This window comes from Caldimonas brevitalea, assembly GCF_001017435.1.
Classification (GTDB): Bacteria; Pseudomonadota; Gammaproteobacteria; order Burkholderiales; family Burkholderiaceae_C; genus Caldimonas; species Caldimonas brevitalea.
Window position 1 is genome coordinate 3749594 of sequence record NZ_CP011371.1, and the last position, 19395, is coordinate 3768988.

Consider the following 19395-nt stretch of genomic DNA (forward strand, 5'->3'; position numbering starts at 1 on the left):
CCCTCTTCTTCAGGTGCGCCAGCGTAAGGGGATTCGCCCCACCCTGTGTAAGGCTTTGTTTCACCTGTCGTCGTGACGTCGACGAGCGTGACGAATTACCGTAGCTCGAAGGCACCGAGGTCGTAACCCTGACCGTGACGCCGGCGTTCCACCAGCCCGACGTCCGGCGCGTATTCATGTCGCACCGCCAGGTTCTCGGCGGCCACGCCGACCCGCAGGCCGGGCGGCAGGGCCGAGGCGCGGTCGAGCACCGGGGAGCCGGGGCGCGGGCGGCCGTCGGGCCCCAGCCCCGCATCCCGGCCGAGCAACAAGGGCCCGCTGCGCCGCAACGAAACGGGCGAGTCGGGCCCGCGCGGCACCCAGCCGCTGCTGATCCAGTTGGTGCCCGCCAGCTCGACGGTGCCGTCGTCGGTGCCGAGCCGCAACTCCGCGGTGCTGCGGTTGACGATGATGTTGCCGCGCACCAGCGCGGTCTGCTTCGGGGTCGGCATGTCGAACAGCGTCACGTACCAGAACTGCTTGCGCTGCTCGACATCGAGGATGACCGTGTTGTTATAGAAGTAGAGCGTGCCCTGCCGAAAGGCATCGGGGCTGTTGTCGCCGCCCCAGTGGATCAGCTTCACCGACGAGGTGCCCGGGTTGTTCCAGTCGTCGACGATCAGGTTGCCGTACACCCACGCGTGGTCGTAGAGCGGGTCCTGGCTGACCTGCTGCACGCCGTCTTCGATCTCCACCAGGTCGAGTGCGCGCGCCGCAGCGACGATGTGGTTGTAGCGCACCACCGTGCCGCTGGCCCGGTCCTTGAGCGAGGAGCCGAGCGCCCCGGGCACCAGCTGGCCGATGAAGTTGCCTTCGTAGAGGGTGCGGGCGGCCTGCACATACAGGTTGTGCTCGAGGTAGCTGCCAGGGTTGCCGTTTTGATGCACGCGGCTGCGCCGCACCGTGATATGGGCACTCGCCTCGTCGCTCGAGCGGCTGTTGACGAAGATGCCGTTGCCGTTGCCCGTCACTTCGCAGTTGTCGATCGTCAGGTGCTCCACCACGATCGCGTAGATGCCGGCCGCCCCGGTGGAGTAGCGCCCGCTGCTGCCGTCTTGCGCGGTATAGCGGTTGGGCGAGCGCGCGCCGGTGATCTTCAGGTTCTGGATCACGATGTGCTGCGGACGATGGCCGTAGCGGTCCTGCGGGCCGCGATAGAGAAAGATGGTGCCGAGGAACTCGCTGTGCTCCTTGCTGAAGAAGCCGGCCCGCGCGACGTCCTTGGCCGTCACCGCCGACTCGCCGCTGATCTCGGGCCGGCGACACTGCGCGTCGGTCACACCGTTCAAGATCACTGGTGCGTCGGCCCGGCCTTGTGCGCGCAACCCGATCTTGGTGCGGTAGGGCTGCGGGCGGTAATGGATGTTGACCACGTCGCCCGGGCCCAGCGACAGCCAGGGCACGTCGGTCAGCTCGGCGTAGGCCTTGCCGGGGCCGACGTCATAGGTGCGACCGCTGCCTTGCAGCGGCCCGGCGCAGGTGCTGGTGCGTAGGGCCGGCACGGGTGGCGGCCAATCGGCGCTCAACACCACACCGCCGGGCCCGCTGGCCGCTGCCGGTTGCGCCAGGCACTGGCCGGCCGTCAGCATCGCCACCCCGGTCGCCACCCCGGTCGCCATGCCCCAGCCCCTCCGCGCCAGAACGTGTCGTGCCCCACCCGCACCTCGCATCATGCCCACCCCTTGTTGTGTCGCCGCATCTGCACGGCAGGGCGCCATTGTGTCGGCTCGATGCCGGGTTGTGCAGTCCATGAATGAGGGCGGCACGCGAGGCGAGACTGTCGCGCAGACGTTGACCCGCCCTGCTGTAGGCGCCGTCCGACAGCCACGCGGCGCGCGCCGGAAGTGAACTGCGGCCCGCGGCGCACTAGCATCGCGAGCACGCCCGATCACAAAAAGGAAGAATGACCCATGGCGACGCCGCTGCGAGGACGCCCCTGCCCGAGCCGTGCTGACAGACCCTGGGCCGCGATGCCGCGGCTCCCGGTCCTGGGCAGCGACGCGCAAGACCAGGCCCGCCGCACGGCCGGCCGCGAGATGTGCCCATGACCCGGCTGCCGCTCGGCACACCCGGCAGCTGGGTGAAGGCCTTTTCGCTGCTGGGCAGCGGCGCCATCGTGCTGGGCCTGCTGTATTGGCTCAAGGGCGTGCTGGTGCCGATCGCCCTGGCCTTGCTGCTCACCTTTCTGATGAGCCCGCCCATCACGATGATGCAGCGGCGTGGTGTGCCGCGCTTCGGCGCGGTGCTGGTGATGCTGGCCGTGGTCGCGGCCTTGTTGGGTGGCATCGGTTGGACCGTGGCACACCAGGCCACCCGCCTGGTCGACGAGTTCCCCCTCTACGAGCGCAACCTGAATGCCAAGATCGCGGGGCTCAAGCGCGACGAACGCGGTTTCGTCGCGCGGCTGGAACGTATCGTCGGCCGCGTCTCGCGGCAGCTGCAAAAGGCCGAAGTGCTGCCGGCGGCCGAGGGCGGACCGGCGCGCACCGTGCGGGTGGTCGAAGACGGCGGCGCCCTCCAGATCACCAAGCTGTGGAACACCTTCGGCCCGGTGATCGAACCGGTGTCGATGGTGGCGTTTGCCTTCGTGCTGGTGGTGTTCATGCTGCTGCGCCGCGAAGACCTGCGCGACCGGCTGATCACGCTCGCCGGACAGGCGCGGCTGGTGCCGACCACCAAGATGCTCGATGAAGCGGCCGGGCGCATCAGCCGTTATCTGCTGATGCAGTTCGCGATCAACAGCTGCCACGGCCTGGCTGTCACCGCGGGTCTGTGGCTGATCGGCGTGCCCTATGCCTTCATGTGGGGCCTGATCGCCGGCGTGTTGCGCTACGTGCCCTACATCGGACCGTGGATCGCCGCCATCTTCCCGCTGCTGCTCAGCCTCGTGATCAGCAACAGCTGGGTGCCGGCGCTGCAGGTGTTGCTGCTGTTCGCGGTGCTCGAGACGGTCAGCAACATGCTGGTGGAGCCGGTGCTGTATGGCCGCGGCATCGGCGTGTCGGAAACCGCCACCTTGGTCATGGTGGCGTTCTGGACCTGGCTGTGGGGGCCCATCGGGCTGCTGCTCGCAACGCCGTTGACCGTGTGCCTGGTGGTGCTGGGCCACTACGTGCCGGCCTTGCGCTTCTTCGACACGCTGCTCGGTGACCGGCCCGCACTGGCCCCCAGCGCGCGCTTTTATCAGCGGCTGCTGGCCCGCGACCGGCACGAGGCCGGCGAGGTGGCAGCCGAGCATGCTGGCACGGCCGGCCTGCTGGGCGTCTACGACGAGCTGATGATGCCGGCGCTGTGCTATGCGCGTCGAGACCTGGAACGCAATGCGCTCGACGAAGCCGACGTCGAGTTTGTCGTCACTGCCGTGGCCGACCTCGCGGCCCGGTTGGCCGCCGATCCGCAGGTGGGCGTCGACCCGGCCGCGCCGGTCGCACCCCCCGACCGCGCCGCGCCGGCCGCCGCCATGCCCTTGCTGGTGGTGCCGGTGCGCGACCCCTGCGCCGCCGCCGCCGCCGGGCTGCTCGAACAGCTGCTCGAACCCGGCGGCTTCTCGCTCGACACCTGCGACCCCGGCGCACTCGCCTCCGAGGTGGCCGCCGAACTGGAGGCCCGGCCGGCGCCGGTGGTCTGCATCGTCACGGCCAGCGCCTCGGCGCTGGCCTATGCGCAGTTGCTCTGCAAGCGTCTGCGGACGCATCCGCTGCAGCCGCAACTGGTGGTGGCCTGCTTCGGCCGGCAGGCCGACGTGGCCACTGCACGCACCGCCTTGACGAGCGCCGGCGCCGACCGCGTGGCCACCAGCCTGGCCGAAGCCCGCGCCGAACTCGCGGCACTGCGTTCACAACTCGTCAACGCCGCCGTGCCCGGTTGCGACACCGCCCACGACGACGAGGCACTGGGACAAGAAGCCTTGCGGGGCGCCTGACCTACCGTCAACGGCCTAAAAGCCGAGGCGTGATCTAGGTCTTCATTTGTATCTGCATTCAGTTGGTGCCCGTCGGGCCCCAGGCCTGATGCGGCGGCCGCAGTACGTCGTGGCACCCACCCGCGCGCTGCCTTTACGGCCGGCGGCCCCTCCCCTATCCTCGCTTGCCGCTCCGGGCCCCCGGGTCGCAGGCCGGCAGGCGGCGTTCGTGTTTGCACATCTCGACATCGAGCCACGGCAGCCGGCGCAGGGGCGTCTGCCTGCCCACAAGGAGGCCACAGCGTGAGACAAGCTGCACCCAGCTGCCTTTTCAACCAGGCGCTGCCCACCGTAACCCTGCTCTTTATTGCGCTGCCCGCCGCAGCGCAAGTCAGCAGCGCCATCGTGCGAGGCACGGTGGCACAAGCGTCGGGCCCGGTGGCGGGCGCGACGATCACGGCGCGCAACACCGCGACCGGCCAGACCCTGCGCACCACCAGCCGCAGCGATGGGGGCTATGTGCTGACCGGGCTGCCCCCCGGCACCTACCGCATCGAGGTCCAGGCAGCGGGGCTTCCGGCCAGCACGCGGGAGGTGACATTGCGGGTCGGGCAGACGCTGGCACTCGACCTGGCGCCGGGGACCCCCACCGTGGCGCTGCAGACCGTGACCGTCACCGGCACACGCGGCGTCGAGAGCAAGAGCAGCGAGGTCGGCGCCTATGTCAGCCCGCGGCAGATGGAGCGGCTGCCGCAGGTGACCCGCAACTTCCTGGCCTTTGCCGACCTGGCGCCCGGCGTCAGCTTCGCGACCGAGGCCGACGGCAGCACGCGGCTGCAAGGTGGTGCCCAGAACATCAACGGCGTCAATGTGTTCATCGACGGCGTCAGCCAGAAGAACTACGTCACGCGGGGCGGCATCAGCGGGCAGGACTCGAGCCGCGGCAACCCGTTTCCGCAGTCGGCCATCAGCGAGTACAAGGTGCTGACGCAGAACTACAAGGCCGAGTTCGACGAGGTGACCAGTGCGGCCATCACCGCGGTCACCAAGTCGGGCACCAACGAGCTGCAGGGCGACGTCTTCTTCGACCACACCCGCGGCAGCTGGCGTGCGTCGACACCCGCCGAAGCCAAGGCCGGCGAGAAGGTCGACAGCCGCCAGAACCAGTACGGCGCCTCGCTGGGCGGCCCGATCGTGAAGGACCGGCTGCACTACTTCATCGCCTACGAAGGCAAGGACAATCGCGACCCGCAAACAGTGGTGCCCGGCGCCGGGCGCAGCGCCGAGGACATCCCGGCCGCCTACCGCCACCTGCTCGGCCCGGTCAGCGTGCCGTTCAAGGAAGACCTGCTGTTCCTCAAGCTCGATGCAGCACTGAACGACGCACAGCAACTCGAGTTCACGCTCAAGTACCGCGATGAACGCGAGACCACCAACCTGAAAGACCAGAGCACCGAGCCGTGGTCGACGCAGAAGGACAACGACGAGACGCGCATCGCGCTCAAGCACCAGTACAACGCCGACACCTGGGTCAACGAGGCGCGCATCACGTACGAGCGCACCGACTGGAACCCGCGGCCGACGACGCTGGGGCCGGGTCTGCGCTTCACCACCGGGCTGACCGATGCGGAGAAGGAGGTGCTCAACGTCGGCGGCGGCCAGGACTACCAGCGCAAAGCCCAGAAGGGCTATGCCGTGCAGGACGACTTCACCTTCACCGACCTGCAATGGCGCGGGCGGCACGTCGTGAAGATGGGCGTGAAGGTCAAGAGTGTCGAGGTCGACGCGGTCGAACGACTGCCCTACAACCCGCAGTACTACATCGACATCACGAGTGGCAACCCCGACCCCTACAAGCTGCGCGTGGGCACGGCGCTCGAGGGCGTGGGGGACGGCAGCGCACACTCGCGCAACACCCAGATCGGCCTGTATGTACAGGACGACTGGGAGGTCAACCGGCACCTGACGCTCAACCTCGGGCTGCGCTACGACTATGAGCGCAGCCCGGCCTACCTCGACCACGAGACGCCGTCCGACGTGATCGCGGCGCTGAACGAGCAGGACCCGAACGCGCCTGCGGGCCAGACCTACGCCCAAACGCTGACCAACGGCGGCATCGACATCAACGACTACATCAGCACCGGCCGCAACCGCAAAGCCTTTGCCAAAGCCTGGCAGCCGCGGCTCGGCTTCGCCTACGACCTCAAGGCCGACCAGCACAGCGTGGTCTACGGCGGCTATGGCCGCTCCTACGACCGCAACATCTTCGACTGGCTGCAGCTGGAGCACACCAAGGGCACCTTCCCGACGCGCGAGTTTCTGTTTCCCGACGGCACCTGGAAGCCGGAGTACTACACGCCCGAAGGCCTGGTCGGCCTGCTCGGCCCGGCCAGCAACACCCAGGGTCGCGAGGTCGTGCTGATCAACAACAAGCTCAAGCTGCCGTTCTCCGACCAGTTCAGCCTGGGGCTGCGGCAGGTGGTCGGCAACTGGAACACCGACGTCGGCCTGTCGCACGTGCGCAGCAAGAACGGCTTCGCCTTCCTGCTCGGCAACCGGCGCCCGGACGGCAGCTTCTTCGCGCCGGGCACCACATGGGGCCCGCCGTTCGGCAACGGGGTGCCCGGCTATGGCTCGTTGATCCTCGGCACCTCCGGTCTGGAGACTCGCACCAACTCCTTGTTCCTGCAGGCGCAAAAGCCGTACACGCCCACCAGCGGCTGGGGCGTCACGCTGGCCTACACCTATGCCAACGCGAAAGAAAACCGGCAGTTCGGCGAGCACTACTCGCTCGACTACCCGAGCCTGGCGGATTACGGCTGGAAGCAATCGTCGGCCGTGCCCAAGCACCGGCTGGTGGTGGCGGCCCTGCAGGACCTGCCCTGGGGGCTGGAGGGGTCGCTGCGGCTCAGCTATGCGTCGGGCCGGCCGCAGTACTACACCGACTGCACCGCGGGGGCCAACCAGTGTTCGATCGAACAGTTCAAGCGCGGCAGCCAGCGGCAGGTGGATGTCGCGCTGGGCAAGGCGTTCAGGGTGGGTGCGGGCGCGCGGGTGCGGGTGCGGGCGGACGTGCTGAACCTGTTCAATCGTCGCAACTACAAGGACTACAAGACCGACGGCGCGGAGTTCGGCAGCCCCACCGGCACACTGGAAGGGCCGCCACGCACCGTCAAGCTGTCGCTCGGCGCGAGCTGGTGAGGCGGGCCGGCGCCGCTTGCCAGGCGCGCCGGCTCCTCCCAGTTGCGGGTCAGGAAGGCTGTTCGCCCTGCGGCGGCCGATGGGCCGCTTGCGGCGCCGCGGGAGGCGTGGCGTCCCACCCGCCCCCCAAGGCCCGGATCAGCCCGACCGTCGACTGCTGCTGCGCCGACCGCACCAGCACGGCCTGGCGTCGGTTGCGCAGCTCGCTGCGCTGCGCGTCCAGCAGCTCCAGCTGGCTGACCAGCCCGTTGCGATAGCGCGAGCCCGACAAGCCGGTTGCCCGTGTGGCCGCTTCCACCGCGCGCTGTTGCGCCTCGAACTGCTGCGCCAGCAAACGCAGGCCGGCCAGTTGGTCCTCGACCTCGCGGAACGCCACCAGCACCTGCTGCCGGTAGACGGCCAGCGCCGCGTCGAGTTCGGCCTCGGCCCGCCGCACGCCGGCGTCGCGCCGGCCGCCGTCGAAGATCGGCAACGACAGCAAGGCGCCCACACCCCAGGCTCGCGCCGACCACTGGAACAGGTCGGACAGCTCGCTCGACGCATAACCGCCACTGGCGGTCAGCGTCAGGTCGGGGAACCAAGCCGCCTTGGCGATGCCCACCCGCTCTTGCGCCGCCATCAGCGTACGCAAGGCGGCGGCCACGTCGGGGCGCCGGGCCAGCACGGTCGACGGCACACCGGCCGGCACCGGCGGCGGCGGCGCATCCGATGCAGCACCACGGTCGGAGACATCGGCCAGCGTGAACGACGATGCCGGCTCGCCGACCAGCGTCGCCAGGGCGTGCTCCAGTTCGGCACGGCGGCGGTCGAGCGCGATGGCTTCGGCCTCGGTCGACGCGACCTCGGTCTTGGCCCGCGCGACGTCGAGCTCGGCCACGTCGCCCGCGTCGTGGCGGCGCTCGGTGAGTCGCTGCGTGTCGCGCAACGCCTGCAAGGTGTCGCGTACCAACCGGCGTTCGGTGTCCAGCGCCCGCAAGCCCAGGTAGGTGCCGACCACGTCGGCCTGCACCACCAGCCGCGTGCTCTGCAGCAAGGCCTCGCGTGCCTGCACGTCGAGCCCCGCCGCGCGGCTCGCACCGGCCAGCCGGCCGAACAGGTCCAGCTCGTAGCTGGCGCCAGCGCCGGCCGTGAGGCTGGTGACGGGCCGCCCGCCCTGCCCTGCATCGGTCTGCCGGCTCGCGCCGGCTTCCAGGCCCAGTTGGAGCGCGCGGTCGGCCTCGGTGTTCTTCAGCAGCGCGCGGGCCTGTGCGAGCCGGGCGGCGGCGAGCTGCAAGTCGGTGTTGCGCTCACCGGCGCGCCGGGCCAGGTCGTCGAGCACCGGGTCGGCGAACACCTGCCACCAGTCGCCCCGAGCCTGCGTGTCGGCGGGCGGGGCGACGGTCCAGCGTGCGGTTTCGGCTTCCTTGAAGGTGGCCGGCATCGGCAGGTCGAGCGGCGGCTGCTCGGCAGGTTGTGTGGCACATCCGGCCAAGGCCAGCGCCAGCACCAGTGCGGGCACTCGCCAGGCGGGCCGGGTGGTCTGTTGTGTGGGCATACTCATCACGCGACTCCTTGCGACGTGGCGGTCAGTCATGGGTGTGGTGCGGTGCGGCCGGCAGCGGGCGTACCGCCGCCCCACCCCCACCGCCGCCGGTCGTCGGCGCATCGATCTCATCGGCGTGCGGCACCTGGCCGTGCAGCTTGAGCGGCCGGTTGCCGGTGAGCCGGCGCAGCAGCACATAGAACACCGGCGTCAAGAACAGCCCGAACAGCGTCACACCCAGCATGCCGGCGAACACCGCCACGCCCATGGCCTGGCGCATCTCGGCGCCGGCGCCGGTCGACAGCACCAGCGGCAGCACCCCCATCACGAAGGCCAGCGAGGTCATCAGGATGGGCCGCAGCCGCAGCCGGCTGGCTTCGATCGCGGCGGCGGTCGGCGTGCGGCCGGCCAGTTCCAGCTCACGGGCGAACTCGACGATCAAGATCGCGTTCTTGGCCGACAGGCCCACCAGCACGATCAGCCCGATCTGGGTGAACACGTTGTTGTCGCCGTTCGACAGCCACACGCCGGTCATCGCCGCCAGCAAGCCCATCGGCACGATCAGGATGATGGACAGCGGCAGGCTCAGGCTTTCGTATTGCGCCGCCAGCACCAGGAACACCAGCAGCACCGCGAGCGGGAACACCCACAGCGCCGAGTTGCCGGCCAGGATCTCCTGGTAGGTCAGCTCGGTCCATTCATAGCTGACGCCCTTGGGTAGCGTCTCTTGCGCGATACGCTCGACGGCCTCGCGTGCCTGGCCGGACGAGTACCCCGGCGCCGCGCCGCCGTTGACATCGGCGGACAGAAAACCGTTGTAGCGCATCGCCCGCTCGGGACCGAAGCTCGGCTGCAGGCGCAGCAGCGCGGACAGCGGGACCATCTCGCCGGTGCGCGAGCGCACCTTCAAGTGACCGACGTCTTCGGCGCGCGCCCGGAAGGCCGCATCGGCTTGCACACGGACCGAATAGGTGCGACCGAACTTGTTGAAGTCGTTCACGTACAGCGAGCCGAGGTAGATCTGCATCGTGTCGAACACGTCGGTCACGGCGACGCCCAACTGCCGCGCCTTGGTGCGGTCGATGTCAGCATACAGCTGCGGCACGTTGACCTGGAAGCTCGAGAACATGCCCGCCAGCTCCGGGGCCTGATAGGCCTTGCCCATGAAGGCCTGCAAGGCCTCGCTGAGCGCGCCGTAGCCGAGCGCGGCCTTGTCTTCGATCTGCAGCTTGAAGCCGCCGATGGTGCCCAGGCCCTGCACCGGGGGCGGCGGGAACATCGCGATGAAGGCGTCTTCGATGGCCCCGAACTTCTGGTTCAGCTGGCCCGCGATGGCGCCGCCGCTGAGCGACTCGTCGCGGCGTTCGTTGAAAGGCTTGAGCGTGACGAACACGATGCCGGCGTTGGAGCTGTTGGTAAAACCGTTGATCGACAGGCCCGGGAAGGCGATCGCGCTCTCGACGCCCGGCTGCTTCAGCGCGATCTCGCCCATGCGGCGGATCACCTCTTCGGTGCGGTCCAGCGTCGCGCCGTCGGGCAGTTGCGCGAAGCCGACCAGGTATTGCTTGTCCTGGCCCGGCACGAAACCACCGGGCACCGCGCGGAACAACACGAAGGTCACGCCCACCAGCGCCAGGTAGACGCCGAACACCAGCGCGCGCCGTGCGATGGCCCGCTTGACGCCGCCGCTGTAGGCCTCGGCCCCGCGCCCGAAGGCCCGGTTGAAGCCGCGGAACAGCCAGCCGAACCAGCGGTCCATCCACACCGTGAGCCGGTCTTTCGGCGCGTCGTGCGACTTCAGCAGCAGCGCCGCGAGCGCCGGTGACAACGTCAGCGAGTTGATGGCCGAGATCACGGTGGAGATGGCGATCGTCAGCGCGAACTGCTTGTAGAACTGCCCGGTCAAACCACTGATGAAGGCCAGCGGCACGAACACCGCGATCAGCACCAGTGCGATCGCGATGATGGGCCCCGACACTTCGCGCATCGCGCGGTAGGTGGCCTCGCGCGGGCTCAGCCCGGCTTCGATGTTGCGCTCGACGTTCTCGACCACCACGATCGCGTCGTCGACCACGATGCCGATCGCCAGCACCAACCCGAACAGGCTCAGCGCGTTGATCGAGAAGCCGAACAGATGCATCACCGCGAAGGTGCCCACGATGGACACCGGCACCGCCAGCAGCGGGATGATGGAGGCGCGCCAGGTCTGCAGGAACAAGATCACCACCAGCACCACCAGCGCCACCGCTTCGAGCAGCGTGTGCACCACCGCGTCGATCGAGGCGCGCACGAACTGCGTCGGGTCATAGACGATCTGGTAGTCCACGCCCTCGGGCATGTCCTGCTTCAGCTCGGCCATGATGGCGCGCACGTCGTCCGAGATCTGGATCGCGTTGCTGCCCGGCGCCTGGAAGATCGGCAGGGCCACGGCGGGCTTGTTGTCGAGCAGCGAGCGCAAGGCGTATTCGGAGGCGCCCAGTTCGATGCGCGCCACGTCGCGCAACCGCGTGACGCCACCGTCCTCGCTGCTGCCGACGATGATGTCGCCGAACTCTTCTTCGCTCTGCAGCCGCCCCTGCGCGTTGATCGACAGCTGCAGATCGACGCCCGGCAGGCTGGGTGAGGCGCCGACGATACCGGCGGCGGCCTGCACGTTCTGCTCGCGGATGGCCTGCACCACGTCGCTGGCCGACAAGCGGCGCTCGGCGACCTTCTGCGGGTCGAGCCAGACGCGCATCGAATAGTCGCCCGCGCCGAAGGCCTGCACCTGCCCCACGCCTTCGACACGCGCCAGACGGTCCTTGACGTTCAGCAGCGCATAGTTGCGCAGATACGTCATGTCGTAGCGCTCGTTGGGCGACAGCAAATGCACCACCATGGTCAGGTCGGGCGCACTCTTGACGGTGGTCACGCCCAGGCGCCGCACCTCTTCGGGCAAGCGTGGCTCGGCCTGCGAGACACGGTTTTGCACCAGCTGCTGGGCCTTGTCGGGGTCAGTGCCGAGGCGGAAGGTGACGGTCAGCGTCAACAGGCCGTCGGTGGTGGCCTGGCTGCTCATGTAGAGCATGTTTTCGACACCGTTGATCGCCTCTTCGATCGGCGTGGCGACGGTTTCGGCGATGACCTTGGGGTTGGCGCCGGGGTACTGGGCGCGCACCACCACCGAGGGCGGCACCACCTCCGGGTACTCCGAGATGGGCAGAGCGCCCAGCGAGATCAGGCCGGCGATCAGCATCAGCAGCGACAGCACGCCGGCGAAGATCGGTCGGTCGATGAAAAACTTGGACAGGTTCACGGTGTGGCTCCAGTCACGGTCGAACGAGGGGGTCGCAAAGACGGCATGGCGCTTCCCCTCAAGAGAGCGAAGCGGCCGCGTCGCGCGTCTGCGGCGTCCGGCTTGCTTCCATCTCGACCGTTTGCGGCACGACCTCCGCGCCGGGCCGCACGCGCTGCAGCCCATTGACGACGATGCGCTCGCCGGGCTTGAGCCCACGGCTCACGACACGCAGGCCGTCCACCTGCGCCCCCAGCGTCACCTCGCGGTAGCTGGCCTTGTGGTCGTCACCGACCACCAGCACGAACTTCTTGCTCTGGTCGGTGCCCACCGCACGCTCGCTGATCAACACGGCCGGCTGTGCGGCCGGCTGGCCCATGCGCAACCGCGCGAACTGGCCGGGCATCAGCACACCCTCCGGGTTGTCGAAGACGGCACGCACGCGGACCGTGCCGCTGCGCGCGTCGACCTGGTTGTCGATCAATTGCAGTTTCCCGCTATAGGGCAGCTCGGCACTGTCGGCGGTGCCCATGCGCACGGGGATACGGCCGATCTGGGCACGCCCGCCGGCGCCGCCGGGCAGTTGCTTCAAGGCACGCAACACCACTTGTTCGTCGGCCTCGAAGCTGGCGTAGATCGGGCTCACCGAAACCAGGGTGGTCAGCACCGGCGCACCGGGGCCGGCCGCCACCAGGTTGCCCACCGTCACTTCGAGCCGGCCGACGCGGCCGGCCACCGGTGCGCGGACTTGCGTGTAGCCCAGGCTGAGCCGAGCGGACTGCAAGGCGGCGCGGGCGCCGCGCAACAGCGCCTCGGCCTCGCGCTGCGCGTTCACACGTTCGTCGAGTTCACGATGGGCGATCGCACGTTCTTCCCACAACCGCTGCGAACGCTCGAGTTCGTTGCGTGCATGCGCCAGGCGCGCTTCGGCGGCGGCCACTTGGGCCTGCTGGCGCTCGACCTCAGCGGCATACGGCGCCGCATCGAGCGACACCAGCAGGTCGCCCGCCTTGACCAGTTCGCCCTCGCGGAAGTGCACCGCTTGTACGGTGCCGGCCACACGTGGGCGCACGTCGACACGTTCGACCGCTTCGAGTCGCCCTGAGAAGTCGTCCCACGACGCGACCTGTCGTTCGACCACCGTGGCCACCGAGACAGGCGTGGCCGCAGGGGCGGCGGGCGGTGCATCGGCCTGCGCCTTGGGCGAGGCCAGGCCCAGCACGATCAACGCCGCGGCCGCCACCGTGGCGAGCGCGACACCGAGGGCCCACAAGGCGCCGCCGCGGCGACCTGCAGGGCCGGCTGTCGCGCCGGTCGACAACAAGGGGGAATGTGCCACGCCGTCACGCGAGGATGGCTTGGTCGGCTCAAAGTCTTGGGACATGCAGAACTCCTGATGTTTGCTGTTGTTCTGTGGCAGCCCGCCCGTGTGGCGGAATGCTGCGGTGCCGCAAACGATATGAGTTCTCGCGTGGCGAATAAATACTGCAGATCTGGCTTCTTTTTTTCTGTGCGTGAATAATCAGCCGACCTTGCGCTGTTCCGCCCTACCCCTTCAGGAGCTTCGATGGATCAACTCGCCGCCATGCGCGCCTTCCTGCGCGTTGCTGACACGGGCAGCTTCACGAAAGCCGCCGAGTCGCTGCAGATGCCCAAGCCCACTTTGACCAAGCTGGTGCAAAACCTCGAGACGCACCTGCACACCAAGCTGCTGCACCGGACCACCCGGCGTGTGCAGGTGACCTCCGACGGCGCTGCGTATTACGACCGCGTGGCCCGCGTGCTGGTGGAGTTGGACGACATCGACGCCAGCATGTCGAACGCCCGCGCCTGCCCCAAGGGCCGGCTGCGTGTGGAGGCGCCGAGCAGCCTCGCGACCCTGGTCATCCTGCCGGCGCTGTCCGAGTTCTTGCAGGAGTACCCGTCGATCCAAGTCGACCTCGGCGTCAGCGATCGGCCGGTGGACATGATCGGCGACAACATCGACTGTGCCGTGCGGGCTGGCGAAGTGACCGATGAGTCGATGGTGGCGCGCCACATCGGCGAGGTGCACGCGGTGGCCTGCGCGACGCCGGCCTACCTGCGCGAACATGGCACGCCGTCGCATCCGTCGGAACTTGAAGACCGCCACACGATGGTCAGCTACTTCCTCGGCGGCGGGCGCCAGAAGGAGTTCGTGTTCGCGAAGGATGCCGAGCGCATCACCGTGCGCGGCCGCTACCGCGCCGCGGTGAACGACAGCAACGCGTACCTCGCCGCCGGCCTGGCCGGCCTCGGCATCATCCAGGTGCCCACTTTCATGGTGCAGCAACATCTGAGCAGCGGCGCCTTGCAGCCGGTGCTGTGCCAGTGGATCTCGGCGCCGAAGCCGATCTATCTGGTCTACCCGCCCAACCGCCACCTCAGCACACGCGTGCGCGTGTTCGCCAACTGGGTCACCGAGTTGTTCGCCAACCACGATTTGATCCAGCGGCGGTCGACCTTGCGAATGGGCGAGAGCGGGTTGACGCCGCTGTGCGAGTTGATGGGGGGCTTGCCGATGCCGCATGGGGCGGCGGCGAGCGAGGCACAGGTGGCCGAGGAGGTGGCGCAGGCATGAGGGGCGGAGCGGCAGCGCGGATCGCAGCGTCTGGACGGCGCGCAGGCTGACGGGCGCCGAAGGTCTGCGCCGTCAGACCTTGTCGCCCACCCCGTCACACGGCCGAGCGCAGCGCGGAGACGGAAGCGCTGCCGGTCGCAGCTGCTGCAGAGCCGGTCTGCTCACGCACGCGCATCACGGTCCGCATCGACAGATGGCACATCGCCGCGCCGAGCAGCACCGGCGCCAGCAGCCCGGCGAACGGAATCAGCGTGAAGCCGGCCACCATCACACCGACCGCCGTGGTGGCGACGCGGTTCTCGGAGATCGCCTTGCGACGTTCGACATCGTTGGCAATGCCATCGAGCGCATCGTTGACCAGGCTGCGGGCGTTCAGGTAGTTGGCCAGCAGGAACAACAAGACGGCGCCGACGAACGGGATCAGCAAGCAGATCGTGCCGCCGACCAGGAACAGGGCCCACGCGCCGAGCACGTTGCGCAGCCCGCCGTGCCAGCTCGCGTCGACCTTCTGCCGCAGCGCCGGATAGCGCTCCAGACACGCTTGCTGGATGCGCGGCATCAGCCACCACTCGACGACGAGCCGCATCGTGACGAGGACCAGCACGGCGAACGCGGCGGCCACCACGACGTACTTCAACACACCCGCCGCCACCGCGACGAGGCCGACCGGCGCCGCCACACTCGCGAAGCTGCCCATCGCTACCACGCTACCGGCCAGCGGCGCGGCGGGCGCGAACACGACCGCCAGCACGACCAGGCCGACCAAGGCGAGCTGTACCAACTCTTCCCACCACGTCACGAACACGGTGAGCCACAGCAACAGCGACACCAGGGCCGCGACGACGGAGACCAGCGCGAGTCGCGGGCGTGCGCATTCGCGCAGGCCGAGGGCGAAGGATTTGGCGGCTTCGCTCAGGCCGAAACGCAATGAAGAAGGGAAGAAGATCATGAACTTGGGTAGGGACACGGATGGAGTCGACACGCCTCTGCTGGGCCAGCCACTCGGGAGCCGCGCGAGCGACAAAGACTGCACAGGTCGAACCGCCGAACGGCAGTTGCGCCGACCAGGCTTTCCATTGTGCTTCGGTGCGTCCGGCCTGCCGCACCCGGCGGCTCCCCCCGTTCGGGGGCTGCCCACCGCGGTTCATCCGGCGACGACCGGCGGGAAATGTGCGTGGACCACGGTGGGCTCGACGGCTTGAAGGCAGAGGCTTACGACCGGCGCTGCGTTCGCCTCTGCGCTCGCCGAGCGGCCAGACGCAATAGAGATCCAGGTGTGGCGGCGCGCGCCGAAGCGACACCGACTCGCCACGCAGAGCACACGCCGCCAGGCCTCGACCGCCCGTCGACCCCCGAAATGAGCGGCCCAGGAACACTCGCTGCTGGAGCCGCTTCCACTACAGTACGGCTCTTCATTTTCTCAGTGCCGGTCGGCTGTTTCCTTCTCATGCGAGTGATGCACATCCTGGAGTCGCTGGATCACGGCGGTTTGGAACGCGTGGTGACCGACCTCGCGATCGCCCAGCGGCGCTATGGTCACGACGTCTCGGTGTTGTGTTTGCATCGCACCGAAGGCTACAAGGCCGAGTTGCTGAAGCACGGCATCGACGTCGTCATCGCCGGCAAGAGCCGCCCCTTCGACGTGCCGGCCTTGCGCTGCATCCGCCGCAGCGTCGCCGAGCGGCGCGCCGAGATCGTGCACGCGCACAGCTTCGTGCCCAACTACTACGCCGCCACGGCCATGTTCGGCATGCCGGGGCGTCCGACGCTGGTGGGCACTTGCCACGACATGGGCACGCGGCTCAGCAGCCGCAAGCTGGGCTTGTTCTACGGCTGGTCGCTGCACCGCACCGCCGGCGTGGCGATGGTGGGCCGCCAGGTGCACGACCGCTTCGTCGGTGACGGCATCGTGCCCGCGGCCAAGGCGAGCACCGTGCTCAACGGCATCCCGGTCGAACGTTTTCGCTGGTCACCCGAGCGCCGTGCGGAAGCGCGCCGCACGTTGGGCATCGGGCCCGACGAGCTGGTGGTGGGCGCCGTCGGCCGCCTGGTGGCGCTGAAGAACCACCGCCTGCTGATCGCGCAACTGCCGGCCCTGCTGCAGGCCCATCCGCAGTTGCGCCTGGTGCTGATCGGCTCGGGCCCGCTGGAAGAAGAGCTGCGCGAAGAGGCCCGTAAGCTGGGCGTGACGCACAAGGTCTTGTTTGCCGGCCAACGCTCCGACGTGGCGCAGCTGACGCCCGCCTTCGACGTGTTCGCGATGCCGTCGCTCACCGAAGGCGTGTCGATCGCGCTGCTCGAAGCATGCGCCACGCGCCTGCCCATCGTGGCGACGCGGGTGGGCGGCAACCCGGAGATCATCAGCGACGGTGAAACCGGCCTGCTGGTCCCGCCAGCCGACGGACCGGCGCTGCAGCAAGCCTTGTCGCGCCTGCTGTCCGACGCCGTGCTGCGCGAGCGGCTGGCCAGCGGTGCCTCGGCGTGGGTGCATGCCAACGCCTCGATCGAAACCTTACGCTCGGCCTACGACCGCTTCTACGCGAAGGCGGTGGGGCCGAACCTGTCGGCGATCCAGCCGGCGTGAGCCGGCCGCACCCGTCGCCATACTGAGCGAGCGAGCGGGCTCCGCGCCCGCTGCGGCTCGCCGCTCCTCGCCCTCTGCTGCTTGCCGCCGGCCCACGGGCTGCCAGCCGACCTGCGACTTGCAGGCCCGCGCCGTCAGCGGGCCGGGCCGATCACCGGCCCTGCGCCTTCCACGCCTCGAACGAGCGGCGCATGCCTTCGGCTGTCGACACCCGGGGCGCCCAGCCGATCTGCTTCAGCGCGGCATTGCTGTACTGCAGCGGCGTGAACATCGAGCGCACCACATAAGGCGTGAACACCGCCGGCAGCTGGCCCTTGGACACCTTGTGATAGTGCTGCAGCCACGCCGCGCCCTTCACCAACGCCCAATGCGGCACCGGCAGCACCCGCATCTTCTGGACCGAGCGGCAATAGGCGCGCAGATAGGCCGAACAGGTGGGCAGTTCGTCGTCGACCACGCTGAAGACAGCGCCCGACGGCGCGTGCAGCGTCGCTCGCGCCACCGCGTCGGCGCAGTTGTCGACATAGGTCAGCGGCAGCAGCGCCTTGCCGCCGAGGCTGAAGAAGAAGCCCATGGCCTTCAGGCCCACGCGCGGCGACAGAGCGCCGCCCCCGGGTCCGTAGATCACGCCCGGGCGCAACACCACCGACTCGAAGCCGAAGCGCTGCTCGAACTCGCGGAACAGCTGCTCCTGCCGGGTCTTGGCGTAGCCGTAGGCGCCCTTCTCGATGCCCACGGTCTCGGTCGGTGTGGTTTCGTCGAGCGTCGCACCCGGCGAGAGCTGCTCGGTGCGAAACACCGCGAACGAGCTGATCAGCACCACCCGGCGCACACCCTGCTCGCCGGCGGCTTCCAGCAGGTTGCGGGTGCCGATCACGGTGTTGGCGAACATGTCGGCCGCACCGCCTTTCATGCCAGCCGCGGCATGCACCACGCAGCCCACGCCTTGCACCAGCGGCGTGAGCGTGCCGCGCGCCAGCAGGTTGCCGGTGCCGATCTCGATCCGCGCCGCGGGGAAGTCGCGCTGCAGCGCTTCGACCAGGCCCTGAGGCGCGGTGTGGCGCACATGCAGACGCAGATCGGTCACGCCTTCGGCGAGCAGGCTGCGGGCGATGCGCTGGCCCAGGAAGCCAGCAGCGCCGGTCACCAGCACGGTGGAAGAAGAACTCTTGTCGTTCATGCTCGTCGTCATCGTCATGCGGAGGCCTCGATGCCGGTGACGATCTGGTCGATCACGCGGCACACGCGCAAGATCTGGTCTTGCGGCACGGGGTCGGCGCCGCGGCCTTCGATGCTGTCGTAGAAGCGGTTCAGCAGCACCCGCATGCACTGGAAGTAATGGAATTCGTGGCGGCGGAACTGCCCGACGTTGCGCCAGCCGTTCTTGAAGAACTGGCGGCCCTGGCTCCACGGCACGAAGGTGCGGCCCAAGGCGCTGGGCTGGCTCTGGCGGGCGCTGTGGACCAGCGTGCGCGCGGCATAGTCGAGCTCGACCGTGTCACGGGTGCCGACCACGCGCAAGGTGTGGGCCACCGGCCGGCCATGCGCGCTGACGAGGCCCGAGACGGTCAGGTGACCGCTGCGCAGCATGAAGCGCAGCTCGTCAGGCATCGCGTCGACCACCGGGTTGCCGGTCGCGTCGCGGCGCCGGAAGGCGCACACCTGGGTCTGCACGTCGTCGCCGAGGTGCGCGACCACCTTGGCCAGCACATGGTCGAGCACGTTGTGGAACAGCTTGCCCGGCAGGCGATGCACCCAGTGGCCGGGGTCGGACATCACCGCCAGGCCGTAGTCGCCCGACAGGTTGTAGCCATAGGCGGTGTCGAGGTGCACCAGCTCGCCGAGGGCCGCGCTGTCGAGCAGCTGCTGCAGCTGCAGCCCCGGGGTTTCGAAGTTGTAGAGGTAGTTGACGCCGACCTTGCGGCCCGCCTCGTTGGCGAGGTCGACGATCACGCGCGCCTGCGCCTCGGTCAACGCGAACGGCTTTTCCATGAAGACATGGCAGCCGGCGGCGAACGCCATCTTGGCCAGTGCCAGGTGCGAATCGGGGGGCGTGGCGATGTGCAGCACGTCCAACCTTTCGTTCTGCAGCATCTGCTGCAGATCGTCATAACGCCCTGGCACACCCAGGCGCACCGCCAGCTGCTCGGCCATCAGCGGCTCGCGGTCGCACACCGCCACCACCTCGGCACGCCCGATCGCCCGCAATTGCTCCACATGTCCGTCGGCAATCTTGCCGCACCCTACGATCCCAACCCGAAACACGCGCGTGTCC

General features: G+C 68.8%; 11 protein-coding genes. 4 read left to right on the top strand and 7 right to left on the bottom strand.

Annotated features, from left to right (window positions below; genetic code table 11):
- Positions 1-95: 95 nt before the first annotated feature.
- A complete protein-coding gene (locus AAW51_RS15920; RefSeq protein WP_047195385.1) occupies positions 96-1658 on the bottom strand; it encodes a right-handed parallel beta-helix repeat-containing protein in 1563 nt (520 codons plus the stop codon).
- A 425-nt stretch (positions 1659-2083) separates the two neighbouring features.
- On the opposite strand from AAW51_RS15920, the gene AAW51_RS15925 reads away from it, so the two are divergent.
- Together AAW51_RS15925 and AAW51_RS15930 are read left to right on the top strand one after the other, a co-directional pair.
- Positions 2084-3961 (top strand): AI-2E family transporter, encoded by a 1878-nt coding sequence (locus tag AAW51_RS15925; RefSeq protein ID WP_053013634.1) that lies wholly within the window; start codon positions 2084-2086, stop codon positions 3959-3961.
- Positions 3962-4243: 282 nt separating this feature from the next.
- A complete protein-coding gene (locus AAW51_RS15930; RefSeq protein ID WP_047195386.1) occupies positions 4244-7141 on the top strand; it encodes a TonB-dependent receptor in 2898 nt (965 codons plus the stop codon).
- Between the two features lie 49 nt (positions 7142-7190).
- Here AAW51_RS15930 and AAW51_RS15935 read toward each other — a convergent pair whose 3' ends face one another.
- Genes AAW51_RS15935 through AAW51_RS15945 form a run of 3 tightly spaced genes read right to left on the bottom strand, consistent with a single transcriptional unit; the run spans position 7191 to position 13321 of the window.
- Complete coding sequence (locus AAW51_RS15935; protein WP_047195387.1) at positions 7191-8675, bottom strand: efflux transporter outer membrane subunit; 1485 nt, start codon at positions 8673-8675, stop codon at positions 7191-7193.
- A gap of 31 nt (positions 8676-8706) precedes the next feature.
- A complete protein-coding gene (locus AAW51_RS15940; protein ID WP_047195388.1) occupies positions 8707-11958 on the bottom strand; it encodes an efflux RND transporter permease subunit in 3252 nt (1083 codons plus the stop codon).
- Between the two features lie 58 nt (positions 11959-12016).
- Positions 12017-13321, bottom strand: a complete 1305-nt coding sequence (locus tag AAW51_RS15945; RefSeq protein WP_083438337.1) for an efflux RND transporter periplasmic adaptor subunit — start codon at positions 13319-13321, stop codon at positions 12017-12019.
- 183 nt (positions 13322-13504) lie between these two features.
- Here AAW51_RS15945 and AAW51_RS15950 point away from each other — a divergent pair, with 183 nt between their 5' ends.
- On the top strand, positions 13505-14536 hold the full coding sequence (locus tag AAW51_RS15950) for a LysR family transcriptional regulator (RefSeq protein ID WP_083438338.1): 1032 nt from the start codon (positions 13505-13507) through the stop codon (positions 14534-14536).
- 94 nt (positions 14537-14630) lie between these two features.
- Here AAW51_RS15950 and AAW51_RS15955 read toward each other — a convergent pair whose 3' ends face one another.
- A complete protein-coding gene (locus tag AAW51_RS15955) occupies positions 14631-15503 on the bottom strand; it encodes an EI24 domain-containing protein (RefSeq protein ID WP_157359921.1) in 873 nt (290 codons plus the stop codon).
- 480 nt (positions 15504-15983) lie between these two features.
- Between AAW51_RS15955 and AAW51_RS15960 the strand changes: the two genes are divergently transcribed.
- Positions 15984-17120 (top strand): glycosyltransferase, encoded by a 1137-nt coding sequence (locus AAW51_RS15960; protein ID WP_047195390.1) that lies wholly within the window; start codon positions 15984-15986, stop codon positions 17118-17120.
- A gap of 151 nt (positions 17121-17271) precedes the next feature.
- Here the strand turns inward: AAW51_RS15960 and AAW51_RS15965 are convergent, their stop codons facing one another.
- Both AAW51_RS15965 and AAW51_RS15970 read right to left on the bottom strand, forming a co-directional pair.
- The gene (locus tag AAW51_RS15965) at positions 17272-18318 is read right to left on the bottom strand and encodes an NAD-dependent epimerase/dehydratase family protein (RefSeq protein WP_053013636.1); all 1047 of its coding nucleotides are present in this window, start codon (positions 18316-18318) and stop codon (positions 17272-17274) included.
- Complete coding sequence (locus AAW51_RS15970; RefSeq protein ID WP_047195391.1) at positions 18315-19385, bottom strand: Gfo/Idh/MocA family protein; 1071 nt, start codon at positions 19383-19385, stop codon at positions 18315-18317. The genes AAW51_RS15965 and AAW51_RS15970 overlap by 4 nt, the downstream gene beginning before the upstream one ends.
- Positions 19386-19395: the final 10 nt, after the last annotated feature.